Annotated in this window: 17 protein-coding genes and 2 pseudogenes; 1 reads left to right on the top strand and 18 read right to left on the bottom strand. The window is 36.1% G+C overall.

Translation table 11 applies throughout. The annotated features are described in order from the left end of the window. Together AB3X49_RS12205 and AB3X49_RS12200 are read right to left on the bottom strand one after the other, a co-directional pair. The coding region (locus AB3X49_RS12205) for a glycosyltransferase family 2 protein (protein WP_367962307.1) at positions 1-578 on the bottom strand (578 nt) is incomplete at its 3' end. Positions 579-591: 13 nt separating this feature from the next. After that, a complete protein-coding gene (locus tag AB3X49_RS12200) occupies positions 592-786 on the bottom strand; it encodes an LSm family protein (protein WP_367962305.1) in 195 nt (64 codons plus the stop codon). Between the two features lie 41 nt (positions 787-827). Between AB3X49_RS12200 and AB3X49_RS12195 the strand changes: the two are divergent. Continuing rightward, a pseudogene (locus tag AB3X49_RS12195) lies at positions 828-1,417 on the top strand (transposase). A gap of 8 nt (positions 1,418-1,425) precedes the next feature. Here the strand turns inward: AB3X49_RS12195 and AB3X49_RS12190 are convergent. From AB3X49_RS12190 to AB3X49_RS12115, 16 genes and pseudogenes are all read right to left on the bottom strand, one after another. Next, positions 1,426-1,623, bottom strand: a pseudogene (locus tag AB3X49_RS12190) (DUF2642 domain-containing protein); the annotation flags it as partial. A gap of 785 nt (positions 1,624-2,408) precedes the next feature. Next, the gene (locus AB3X49_RS12185; RefSeq protein WP_367962311.1) at positions 2,409-2,600 is read right to left on the bottom strand and encodes a hypothetical protein; all 192 of its coding nucleotides are present in this window, start codon (positions 2,598-2,600) and stop codon (positions 2,409-2,411) included. 21 nt (positions 2,601-2,621) lie between these two features. Next, on the bottom strand, positions 2,622-3,158 hold the full coding sequence (locus AB3X49_RS12180) for a major tail protein (RefSeq protein WP_367962303.1): 537 nt from the start codon (positions 3,156-3,158) through the stop codon (positions 2,622-2,624). Then, complete coding sequence (locus AB3X49_RS12175) at positions 3,159-3,413, bottom strand: hypothetical protein (protein WP_483298777.1); 255 nt, start codon at positions 3,411-3,413, stop codon at positions 3,159-3,161. 67 nt (positions 3,414-3,480) lie between these two features. Then, a complete protein-coding gene (locus AB3X49_RS12170; RefSeq protein ID WP_367962298.1) occupies positions 3,481-3,825 on the bottom strand; it encodes a hypothetical protein in 345 nt (114 codons plus the stop codon). Continuing rightward, entirely contained in the window at positions 3,812-4,105 is a 294-nt protein-coding gene (locus AB3X49_RS12165) for a hypothetical protein (RefSeq protein WP_367962296.1), read from the bottom strand. Before AB3X49_RS12165 ends, AB3X49_RS12170 begins: the two co-directional genes overlap by 14 nt. Further along, on the bottom strand, positions 4,098-4,277 hold the full coding sequence (locus AB3X49_RS12160) for a hypothetical protein (RefSeq protein ID WP_367962294.1): 180 nt from the start codon (positions 4,275-4,277) through the stop codon (positions 4,098-4,100). Before AB3X49_RS12160 ends, AB3X49_RS12165 begins: the two co-directional genes overlap by 8 nt. Positions 4,278-4,293: 16 nt before the next feature. After that, on the bottom strand, positions 4,294-5,463 hold the full coding sequence (locus AB3X49_RS12155; RefSeq protein WP_367962292.1) for a phage major capsid protein: 1,170 nt from the start codon (positions 5,461-5,463) through the stop codon (positions 4,294-4,296). Then, entirely contained in the window at positions 5,456-7,189 is a 1,734-nt protein-coding gene (locus AB3X49_RS12150) for a phage portal protein (protein ID WP_367962290.1), read from the bottom strand. The genes AB3X49_RS12155 and AB3X49_RS12150 overlap by 8 nt, the downstream gene beginning before the upstream one ends. A gap of 22 nt (positions 7,190-7,211) precedes the next feature. Further along, on the bottom strand, positions 7,212-8,900 hold the full coding sequence (locus AB3X49_RS12145; protein WP_367962309.1) for a terminase large subunit: 1,689 nt from the start codon (positions 8,898-8,900) through the stop codon (positions 7,212-7,214). Positions 8,901-8,922: 22 nt separating this feature from the next. Next, positions 8,923-9,306, bottom strand: a complete 384-nt coding sequence (locus AB3X49_RS12140) for a P27 family phage terminase small subunit (RefSeq protein WP_367962288.1) — start codon at positions 9,304-9,306, stop codon at positions 8,923-8,925. A gap of 88 nt (positions 9,307-9,394) precedes the next feature. After that, on the bottom strand, positions 9,395-9,628 hold the full coding sequence (locus tag AB3X49_RS12135; RefSeq protein ID WP_367962286.1) for a hypothetical protein: 234 nt from the start codon (positions 9,626-9,628) through the stop codon (positions 9,395-9,397). A gap of 6 nt (positions 9,629-9,634) precedes the next feature. Then, entirely contained in the window at positions 9,635-9,856 is a 222-nt protein-coding gene (locus tag AB3X49_RS12130; protein ID WP_367962284.1) for a hypothetical protein, read from the bottom strand. Beyond that, positions 9,843-10,139 (bottom strand): HNH endonuclease, encoded by a 297-nt coding sequence (locus tag AB3X49_RS12125; protein WP_367962282.1) that lies wholly within the window; start codon positions 10,137-10,139, stop codon positions 9,843-9,845. The genes AB3X49_RS12130 and AB3X49_RS12125 overlap by 14 nt, the downstream gene beginning before the upstream one ends. Beyond that, complete coding sequence (locus AB3X49_RS12120; RefSeq protein ID WP_367962280.1) at positions 10,132-10,299, bottom strand: hypothetical protein; 168 nt, start codon at positions 10,297-10,299, stop codon at positions 10,132-10,134. Before AB3X49_RS12120 ends, AB3X49_RS12125 begins: the two co-directional genes overlap by 8 nt. Before the next feature lie 119 nt (positions 10,300-10,418). After that, positions 10,419-10,574, bottom strand: a complete 156-nt coding sequence (locus tag AB3X49_RS12115) for a hypothetical protein (RefSeq protein WP_367962278.1) — start codon at positions 10,572-10,574, stop codon at positions 10,419-10,421. Between the last annotated feature and the right edge of the window lie 339 nt (positions 10,575-10,913).

Here is a 10,913-nt window from a genome sequence, read left to right as displayed (position 1 = left end):
TTCGTGTGAATTACATCGACCGAAGCCATATCGGCAATATCTACTCCTCTAGACACCGCCATTGCTTGAAATAGTGCTGGATCTGCTAAATTCCACCACCCAAATTGCTCGATGATTTCACGATTCATCGCATGTGGTATTGCAATTAAAGAACCTACGACAAGCTCCTTCTTATTCAAAAAACGATTCAACATATATTTCTCAACTGTCGTATAATGGGGTCTCATCTTTAAATAAACAGACCATGTTAAATTGTTCACAACAATTTTATGCCCTTGTTGAATTCCTTTCACGAAACGTTGTAGCTCTTTACTCTCAATAACGATGTCACCATCTAAAAACAATACAATTTCGCCTTTTGCTTCCCTAGCTCCAATTGCCCTTCCTACATCATTGCCAAGAGAATGTTTATAATAAATTACATGGCAACTATGCTGTAATGCGACTTCCTTCGTTCCATCTGTTGATCCATTATCAACTACAATAATTTCATACGGGTTTAATTTTTTCACTTCCACCAGCACTGTATCTAAAGTGTTAGCCTCATTATGCGTAGGGATAATAACTGATACCCTCATAGTTTTCTCCCCCTTATCCTTCTAAACGAACATAAGCAATGCTAGGAATTCGCACAGTAACGTCCTCAGGTGGTCCATAAGATGGAGATGTTTGAACACTTAGCGCTCCATCTGTTACAGATAATAGAATCCCTGAGACGATTTCGACAGCCGTAATGACTTGCACTAATTCGCCAACATGTCCACGTAATTCATTTGTAAATAACATAAATAACTCTCCTTTCTTAGAACCTGTCTGGAATCTATGGTATAATCTATACAAAAAAGGATGTTTCCCGTGAACAGTTTGAACTGATTCGTGAACAACACGCCTACGCACAGTCAATTTGTACGAGGTATTCTGTGTTGTGTTGTACCTACTCACCACAGGTTGTCAATGGCGCAAAATAGACGAAAAGGTGCATAGAAAAATTGGTCGAAAAGTACCGTAAGGATGAAGCAGACCAGTTGCTGCATCATAGATGCTCAAAACGTGAAGTGTACATGGGCAGCGGAAGAAAAAGGATACGATGTCGGAAAGAAAGTTTCAGGTATCAAAAGACAGATCGATTTGGTGCCATCCAAATATGGAAAAGGTGACAAATATACTTTGTGACGGTGGATATACAGGAAAATCATTTGCACAATCGATAAAAGAAATGATTGATTGTTCTGTTGAAATCATCAAACGCTCTGAACTTCACAAGTTTGTCATTTTATCCTAACGCTGGATTTTAGAACGAATGTTCATATGGTTGAAAAATTACCGCAGGCTTTGGAAAAACTGTGAACGAACACTTGAAAATAGTAAACAGAGTTGCTTATTAGCAGGCGTGGCGATTTTATTGAAAAGATTCTAGACAGGTTCTTACACTTCTCGAATTGATATAATACTTGTAAACGGTAATAATACTTGTGTTCCTATCGCTTCTTGTAACGTTAAGAAATCATCTCCCACCTCAAAAATAACACCGGTTAATTTCCCCACTGTCACAACAATTTCTATTTCTTTTCCTAAAAGTTGTTCTACGATTTCTTTAAATGGTGGTGCATTACCTTTTTTTAACTCTGTATCAATTGCTTGAGTAACTGCACTATTCAATGCAGATAACGAAGAGATTAAGTCACAATAATCTAAGTTTCTACCTGGACCAATTAATACAAAATCGCGAATCAGGTGCTCCAATGAATTGCTTAATTTCAGTAATAATAATATTACATTTAAATTACTACCACCATTTTGAATTACCAAAAGAAGTTGTTGAATACTTTTCAATACAAATGTACAAGAAAAACATGTAGATTTACGCTGATTCAAATTCACTTGGAAAGCTGATAGATGCAATGCGATATCAGCAGGATTAACTGAAGATATAATACTTCCAGCTAAATTAGATAATATGACATGGAAATCTTGTACTTGTTCTGCTGTAACATATATATTACGATCAGTGTAGTTTAACAGGGGTATCCTTATACTATTCGTACAGTTATACGTTGAAAGTTTATTCTTATACAAGATAAACATTCCTTTCATAATAATATATACATTTTGTTAAATCATTTAATGCGTTTTATATATAGAATGCTGCTTTATCCTAATGTATGACCCCACTCATCATTTGGTTACAATGACCAAATGACAAGATTTCCGGCACATAATGAGGTGGTACATGACTTCCAAGTCACTTACATACGTACATTTATCCTTCCCCTCTTTTTCCCACCTTCTCTACATAATGGTTGTTATTCTATGTAAAAGATATAAAAAGAGTAAGGAAGAAGACGTACAAGAGTTCTGTTGCTCCTGTCACGCCATATACAATACCTAATTCTCCAACAATGGTCATATTATCTCCATCCTTTCGACTGAATAGATAAATTACCTTGGGAATCATCTTGCGAGGTAAATGTACCAATCGCTCCTAACGCCATCATATCCGCGAATAAATCTCGTCTAAATTGTGCTTTATAACGTTTAACTGTAGCTGCTGTACTTTTTAATCGGACTTTTTGTCCATCAATTACAATTGTCTTTTCCATTTATTTTTTCCCCTTACACTATTATTTTTTTGTATATACCGCTGTGTACCAACCATCATGAATTGCTGCTGTTGTCTTAGGAGATGTCTTCGTTTTAACCAATGGTTTTCCGTTAATATTAAGCGGACTAGCAACAAACTTTAATTCATTTGTGTTTGGCTCTGCTGAAGATGTTTTTGTTTTAGATGCAACTGTTGGACGACTTGCTGTGCAATTGTACATAACATGTCGAATAGCTTTTTCATCTCCATCAAATTCAAATAACAATGCAAATGGTTTTCTCTTGGCATTTGCAACTTCATTTAATACCCCATCTGTTTCGTCTAATTGTTCTCCTAAAGCATCAATTGCAAATTGTTCAGGAATATTAGCAATTACTAACGTACCGTCATAACCTTGGTTATTATCAGAAGAGAAATAAACCATATCGTCTGCGTAAAATTCCGTTAACTCAACACCACCAGGAAGTGGAAATGGAACCCCAAATTTCACTACATTATCTTTAGTATCTAAAAGTGCATAATGAACATTCTTCAAACCAAAAGTAACTTTGTTCATTTATATCAACCTCGTTTCATATATTTTTCGAAATAATTTTTCAGAATCTATAAAAACCTCAGACGATTCATAAGGGATCTCATTATCATCTAAGACTTGTTCACGTTTGGATTCTGCAACCAAATCCAAATCCTTTTTAATTATGTAAAGCTCAATAGTTATATCATTAATTTTGTGATGCACTTTGTTATCAGCAATCATGTTTGGTGAACCGTCCACAAGATTCTTTGAAACTTCTTCTTTTGCAACTTCCAAGTCCTCTTCTACTAGATGAGAGTATCTTTGTAATTCCCTAGTAATTTCACTAGCAAAATCGTTAATACTAGCCACCGGCTTTCACCTCACAATAAACTTCTGTGAATCCATCAGATCGTGGGAAGGTTCGATAAACTATATATTTTTGATTCTCATACATTAATGATGTCTCATCATCGTACTCATCAGAATCTACAACAAATACGAGCTGTGGTTTCAAACCAAGTTGCCCACCTGCTAAGAATTCCTGACGATTAATACTTAATTTAGAACAAAATATTTGTCTTGGTATTTCATTGGTACCAATTACTTGTCCTAAATCATCTGTTTCGGTTTCAATGGAAATCAAAAAGCACACATCATCTAGTGATATGCGCTTCGAATTCCCTACACTTGATTTAAGTGATGGCATTTGTGGTTCCTGCCTTCTTGATAACTCTATTGTTAATTCTCATTTGTAGATTTCGAGATAAAGGAGCGTCCTCTTGTCGGTTTCGATAGGACCATGCTGCATAATCAACTGTAAGCATTTGGTCATCGATACTTTCAAAATCTAATATAATCCCTGTTCTCTCAATTTCATTTTGTGAACTAACTAGTAAATTATTAAAATAAGCATCTCTCAAATTATGAGTGATGCCTAAATCAAGTTTTAATAAATTCAAGAGAGTAGCTTTTATTTGCTCATTCATCGCCTTTTAGTTCCTTGATTAAAGGCTCGCCTCTAAGGTTTTCGCTCCCCAAAAGTTCTTCAGTTCGTTCTTTCTTAGCTCGTCCCTTGCGGGGATAATGATCTCCCTGGCGATAAACATGGTCACCATCTTGTAAGTCTGCAAAATCTTCTAATACCACATATTTAGCCATTCATAATCACTCCTTTTTATGCTCCGGCTGGTGCTGCTGTGTAAGTGATGTAGTATCCAGCCTTTGTATCAACAGCTTTAACATCAAAGCGTACAAAACCAGCTAATAATTGACCATAAATGTCATTATCAATCCATTTAACAGAAGCTTGTTTGCGGTTGAATAAAGTACAGAACTCTTTAGCATCGCCTACGAAGCCAACTAGATCGCCAGCTTTTGTTCCAATGATATCATCATCTAAAACAACAACTTCCTTACCTTTAACACGTTTACCAGATGCAACAGTAATATCATCTTGTAGTAAGTAACGACCATTTTTATCTTTCAATAAATCTAATGCGTTAAATAGTGAACGAGATACATAAGCTTTTACAGTGTATACGTTTTTGAATCCAGTATTTAATAAAATAACAAGTCCATCTAATCCAGTTACAGCTTTAGCTGGTGCTGATTTGAAAATAGCTGCAATTTGAGCATTTTTTGTGTTTAAATCTTGATCTTTAATATCTTCTGCAATTAAACCAGTAATATCATAGTCTGCATCATCAATTACTTCTTGAGAAACAGGAATGTAACCACGGTATGTTGCGATATCATATGTTACTTCTGCAAAAGTAGGCTTTGCAAGCTCAGGGTTTTTAGCAAGCTCTGCAACAGAAACCATTTTTCCGTTTGATTTCTTGATGATTGGATATTTACCAGAACCACGATTAACTGGAACTGTGCGAATATATTGTGTTAAATCAACTGTATCAACAAGTTCTTTCTTTGGCGCTAATAACTCTTCTGGAATTAATGCCCCACCTTCCACAGATGTGAATCCAGCACGTGTTTGGTCTTTGCTACGCACATAAGCATTAATAGCTTCGCGTGTTTCAGTTTGTTTTGGCATATTACGTTTCGCTCCTTTTTCTGGTGATTTACGATTAGATGATTCTAACTCTTTTTCAAGTTCTTCAATTTCTTCTGTTAATTTCGTTTTTTCTTCCTCAGAAGAGGCAATTTCATCATCATTTTCTTTAACACTCGCTTCAATTGCCGTTAAATCTTCTTCACTTTCAATTCCATCAATGGAAGCTTCTAACTCACTACGTTTTGCAAATAGTTCAGTTAGTTTTCCCTCCACAGTTTGAAGAGAATTACGCTTCATGTTTAACTTAGCACCAATTAATACTGGATTAGGCATTGGTTAATCGCTCCTTTAATTGTTTTTTTCTTTGTTCTAGCCTTTGTTTCTTGATCGTCTCAACATCTTTTTGTCGGGCCATAATATCCGTTTGTGGATATGCGGGGAATGCTGTAATGGAAACCTCATGCAATTCAGCTTCAGTGATTCTCCATTTCATCGTCCCATCATCACGTGTGATTTGGTCCTCCTTAGTTGGGTAAAAACCAAATGAACAACCACGCACTTTTCCAGTCTGGACTTTACGGTAAGCACTCTTTGCATTTGGATCTTCTAAGTCGATAATCGCTTTACCCCATAAACCGTGATTGTCGGACTTTAATTCAAGTGTGTTACTACCAAAACTAGCTAAAATCATTCTTGAATCGTGATTATCCAGGCACATAATGTCATTGTTACGTAAACTATTTTCAAATGATCCTGGAGCCACTTCTTCAAACGCTCCCGGCCATAATTCAGTTTCTTGATCATAGACAACAAAATACCCCTCAATAACCGCTTCATTTTCGTTTTCACTAGCCCTTGTTTTTAAGTCTGGCGTGAAATGCATATGACGTTTATTCATCGTTCTCCCCCCCTTCAATTTGTTTTGGCTACCAATCTTATTAGCTGGAATATAGTTTTCTAAGATGATAAGTTCTTGCATTTCTTTATCAGGGTCTAACCCAATCCAATCACGCAACTCATTTCTTCGCATTGCGTTTCGGTCAACCATTTGTGTTCCGGCTGCCACCATTTCGCTTAAATTGTATGAGTACAAGCTTCGCGGATTTAAACGGAAAAACCAATTCGGACTGAATAACAAATCACGTGTTAGTGTTTGCGCTATGACTTGCCCTATTGAAAAAATACGTGTATTAATGAAGTTGTTATATTCTTCTTTATTAAACTCACCAACACCTAAGAAAAAAGCCGGAATCCCAAAGAGTCCAGCAACAGTTTTCTTATCTAATTCAACACCTTCATTAATGGCAATATCCTTTAGTGATAAAGGTTTAACTTGTTCAACTTTGATTAAATCAGCTGGAATAATCCAAGGCTTACCGCCTTCTGTTTCCGCGAAGTATTTAGCCATGATGTTGTCCCGTCCTTCTTTACTGGACAATTCTTCCGTCATAGCATCCACAGAAATGATAAGTGATGGAATATATTTACCACTCATAAAGTTATTCTTTGTTTTTGTAGCCTGATTTAAATTTTTCACGATTTCCTTTAATGCCACCCTATATCCTGTACCGCGATACGGATAATTCGGATGAGGATTAATTACAAAATGAATTACCTCGTCTGGCGTGTATGTTGTGCCGTTGAAGTTGATGAGGTAGTTGCCCTCCACATCTTCATAGCTCACAGCTTGCATTTGAAATGGCGTTAAATCATCAATGTAAGTTGTTTGTGGATCAATACCAATGTGGACGATAGAATTACCATCACCATGAAGTAATAAGTCGCTGACAATCTTATAAATCCAGCTCTTACGCGTCATATTTCGATGCGGCTCAATGTCTATCTTTCGTGATAACTGATTTCGTAAACGTTTGTCGCCTTCATCTGTATTTTCCATGAGATGAATGGTCATATTTGAAACCAAATCAGCAATTTTATCTACCGCAATTAATACATCTGGATTGTCAGAAAGCCTTGTATAACCAATTGTTTCAATATCACCAATTGCAAATGGAATCGTAACGGCTGAACGTGTTTTTTTCTTCCTCCAAAACGCCAAAGATTACACCTCCTTCCTATGATTAATTTTCTAGCCAAGTTGAAGCATCAACAGCTTTTTCAAAGTTTTCAAGCATACGAATTGCACCAAAAACAGACGCATCAAAGATATCAATGCGCTGGTTTGGCATAACCTTCTCATATTGGATCATGTCGTCTGTCTTTTCAATTGCAGCAACGTTTTGCACACAATACTCAAACGCTTGTGAATGTAAGTAATAAAACTCGCCATCCTTCGTTTTCTTCTCAATACGTCTGAATCCCTCGGACTTTTTATGGAAGTATTGCGGCTGGTCAATCATTGCAAAGCCTTTCTTCTTCATTGCAAGGAAAAACTCACGACTAAACTTTCTATCAAAACCAACTTGCTTAATTTTGAATCCACTTTGCTTCATTTTGATAAACCAATTAACGATATCGGAATGATTAACCGTTGGCGTATTACACATCGTCAACCAACCATCGTCTTTCCAGCCGAATAACGGAATGTTATCGTCCTCAGCCTTTTGAGTTGCGGCAACAATAGGAAACCATGCATGAGTAATAACAATATCTACTCCTTGATAATTCCCATATAACGCGGCTGCCGTTAAATCATGCATTTTTGATAAGTCAGCACCGCCAAACCAATCAATTTTTAACTTAGATAATTCTTCAAGTGTCCAATTATGCTTTTTATCGGAAGTTTTAAACTCATCTAAATTGAAATAAGCGCGAATTGCTGAAGTATAAATGTTTAATGACTTCGCTAGAAAGTCCTTTCTTTGTTGTGGATCGTTTTGCGCTTGTAATGCATCGTTCATGATATCGTTTGAACGAATCGAAACACCATAAGCAGGGTTTGCTTTTTGATGTTCGATTGGATTTGTGTAGTCCACATTTCCCTTTTCATCTTCATCAGCCTTTGCAATGAATACAAAATAAGCTTCGTCTTTCACAGTTCCATCAAGTATCTTTTTACAATACTGCAAACGCTGATAACAGAAGCTTGTCATATCATCACCGGCCGTTGTAATACCAATCATCAACTTATTCGTATAAGCTTTCATCGCTTCTTTGATGATGTTGTATTGTTTAGGCGTTTTATAAGCATGCAATTCATCAGCAATCGCGATATTACAGTTCAATGAGTCCTGTTTATCGGGATTTGCCGCTAATGCTTGGATGTAAAGAGAACCATCGCCAAGATCACCTGAGATAGAATGTTCTTGGTTATTATCGATAACACGGAAATTCTCTTTCTCTCCCATTTGATCTAAGTTGAAATTGATAAAGTTGAAGCTTTCCAACGATTGCTTTAATGCCGCAGCTACAATATAAACTTTACTTCCTGACTTTCTATTTAAAAGACCAAGAGCCCAAGCTAATGCCGCAGCAAAAGAAGTCTTAATGTTTTTCCGTGGAATATAAATAAACGCTTCTTTAAAGCGCCTAATCTTTGTTCCTTTATGATAAAAACCAAGTAAGTTATAAACCTGGTATTTATGAAATGGTTCTAATAAAAACGGCTTTCCACGTAACGGTGTACCATCTAGCATCTCACCTTGAGCATGTACAAAGGTTTTTTCAATGATTCCTATAACGAATTCCGCATCTTTCGGATTAAATTCATACTCAGGATTCTTTAAATCGTTGAAAAAACGTTCACAGCCCTGTATTTGTTCCTTATTAGCTAATTTTTCACCTTCTATGATACTTTTCGCATACTCCATAACAAGCTCATAGTTTTTGTATTTAGTCTCCAAGACTACTTAAAGCCTCCCCTAATGCTGATTTTTTCTTTTTCTTTCCTGTATCCGTGGTAACTGATTCAACTGATTTTGGGTTAAGGCATAAACGGTCGGAGTATGCGATTATGTCTTTCCGTAAATTTTCAAGGGTTGCAACTATCGCAGACTTTTTAGTTCCACCTGCTGCAGTTTCAGTTTCATATTGATAATCGCTTTCCTTGAATTTCTCATTTGCATCATGATATTGAGCTAATAAATCAGAATAAATTGAGATAATCGCTTCATATTCCGGCTTATAAGTACCTAAACCTTTCATATCTTCAATCACTTTTTCTTTAATAGAAAGTGCTTCAAACTCGACCAAATCAGCCTTTTTACGACGTGCCACCCTCTCACCTCCCTCAAAAAAAAGTTTTTCCAGAAGTCGCTCTATTGGAAAAAGCTCCCCCTCTCGGTCCCCAATAGACTGTTTTAATTTATTTTGTAAGTGGGGGGGATTGTTCTTTTTCAAATAAACTTTGAATTAATTTATTTAATACACTTTCACCAGCTTCTTGCATTTGGCTTAATGTTGAATTACTAAGTATATTTGCTAATTCATCATTTAGTTGTGTTAATAGTTTACTTTCATTGTTATTAAGTACTTCCTCACCTACTCCTTGTACGAATCCACTAATAACAATTGCTTTCTCAAGTTTAGTTAGTTCCATCTATCCTCACTCCTTACTTTCTTCTAAGAATGAATCGATTAGTTTATTGATTAAAGTCTTATCGGCTTCTTTCTTTTCATTTGGCGTTATATTCTCATCTAATACTTCACTTTGTTCAATGAATGCCTGTAGCTTTTCTAAATCAATATACCCTTTAAGTTCTTTTTCAGTTAACGCTGAAAGAATTGTACCAATAGTAATTGCTTTCTCAAGTTTAGTTAGTTCCATCTATCTTCATCCTTTCCACTCGTTCTACCCATTGCTTACCTAACTCCGTTAACTCCTCACTTATACGATCATGCATCTTATCGTGACATCTTCCACACAGGCTAACCAGATTATCTGTTGTAAGTCTTAGCTCCGGTCTATTCCTTAATGGATGGATATGATGTACTGTCGTTGCTTCTTTACTCTTGCCATATCGTATGCACTCCTGGCATTGGTATGTGTCACGCTTTAATACTGTTGTTCGTTTGTTCTTCCATCGTTTTGTTTTGTAGAAGTTAGTCATTGACTTCAATCACTCCTGGTTTGATTCTTTCCTCACGATATTGAATATCAAGACACTTCTCACAATAGAAGGTACCAGATACATCAATAGCTACTTGACCACCATCAGCATAAAAAGTAGTAGTCTCACTATCTAACACTTGATACTTATGTTCACACATTACCATCACCCCTTATCAATCTAATTCTTCTACTTCCTTCGCCTTAATGAATTAAATCATAAGTAGTAAACAAAGTGACATCCCTACACAATATCCAATAAAGAAGCTCAACCACGTCATTACATCACTTCCTCCTCTAAAATAATAAAAGCACCCGTTATGGATGCTTTTATATATCGATATTTTCCCCAATAACCAATATTTTTTATTTTTTGGTATATTAAACCTAAAATGGCGCATATTAAGAATGCCGGAGAACATCCTGTAATGTTCATTTTTTGAAGACCCCTTAAACTTCTATATACTTGAAACAATTCGTTTGTTCTCTGGTCTTGCTTCCTGAAGGATGAAGAACGTACTGTGTAATCTATAATCAAAATTAACCGTTATACAGTCGTTCTTCACATTTTTGTAGCAAATTCAAAGGAGTATAGGATGCAAATTTCAAAATATATGCTGATTTTCCTCTCCATTCTTAATATCCTCATATGGGTATGCTTCACTTATCGATAAAGAAAAAGCACCCGAATGGATGCTATTCTGAGGTGGTAACGAGTGGTCCTAAGAACCTGTCTAGAATCTTTTTAATAAAATCGCCACGCCTGCCAATAAGC

This window comes from Bacillus sp. C30, from assembly GCF_040838255.1.
Taxonomy (GTDB): domain Bacteria; phylum Bacillota; class Bacilli; order Bacillales; family Bacillaceae_G; genus Bacillus_A; species Bacillus_A mycoides.
The sequence above is the reverse complement of the archived record's forward strand: the minus strand, read 5'-3'. Positions and strand labels throughout refer to the sequence as shown.

Bases quoted from the DNA above. Each gene is read 5' to 3' on its own strand.
- AB3X49_RS12200 (WP_367962305.1), bottom strand. From the start codon at position 786: ATGTTATTTACAAATGAATTACGTGGACATGTTGGCGAATTAGTGCAA.
- AB3X49_RS12185 (WP_367962311.1), bottom strand. From the start codon at position 2,600: ATGGAAAAGACAATTGTAATTGATGGACAAAAAGTCCGATTAAAAAGT.
- AB3X49_RS12180 (WP_367962303.1), bottom strand. From the start codon at position 3,158: ATGAACAAAGTTACTTTTGGTTTGAAGAATGTTCATTATGCACTTTTA.
- AB3X49_RS12170 (WP_367962298.1), bottom strand. From the start codon at position 3,825: ATGCCATCACTTAAATCAAGTGTAGGGAATTCGAAGCGCATATCACTA.
- AB3X49_RS12165 (WP_367962296.1), bottom strand. From the start codon at position 4,105: ATGAATGAGCAAATAAAAGCTACTCTCTTGAATTTATTAAAACTTGAT.
- AB3X49_RS12160 (WP_367962294.1), bottom strand. From the start codon at position 4,277: ATGGCTAAATATGTGGTATTAGAAGATTTTGCAGACTTACAAGATGGT.
- AB3X49_RS12155 (WP_367962292.1), bottom strand. From the start codon at position 5,463: ATGCCTAATCCAGTATTAATTGGTGCTAAGTTAAACATGAAGCGTAAT.
- AB3X49_RS12145 (WP_367962309.1), bottom strand. From the start codon at position 8,900: ATGGAGTATGCGAAAAGTATCATAGAAGGTGAAAAATTAGCTAATAAG.
- AB3X49_RS12135 (WP_367962286.1), bottom strand. From the start codon at position 9,628: ATGGAACTAACTAAACTTGAGAAAGCAATTGTTATTAGTGGATTCGTA.
- AB3X49_RS12130 (WP_367962284.1), bottom strand. From the start codon at position 9,856: ATGGAACTAACTAAACTTGAGAAAGCAATTACTATTGGTACAATTCTT.
- AB3X49_RS12125 (WP_367962282.1), bottom strand. From the start codon at position 10,139: ATGACTAACTTCTACAAAACAAAACGATGGAAGAACAAACGAACAACA.
- AB3X49_RS12120 (WP_367962280.1), bottom strand. From the start codon at position 10,299: ATGTGTGAACATAAGTATCAAGTGTTAGATAGTGAGACTACTACTTTT.
- AB3X49_RS12115 (WP_367962278.1), bottom strand. From the start codon at position 10,574: ATGAACATTACAGGATGTTCTCCGGCATTCTTAATATGCGCCATTTTA.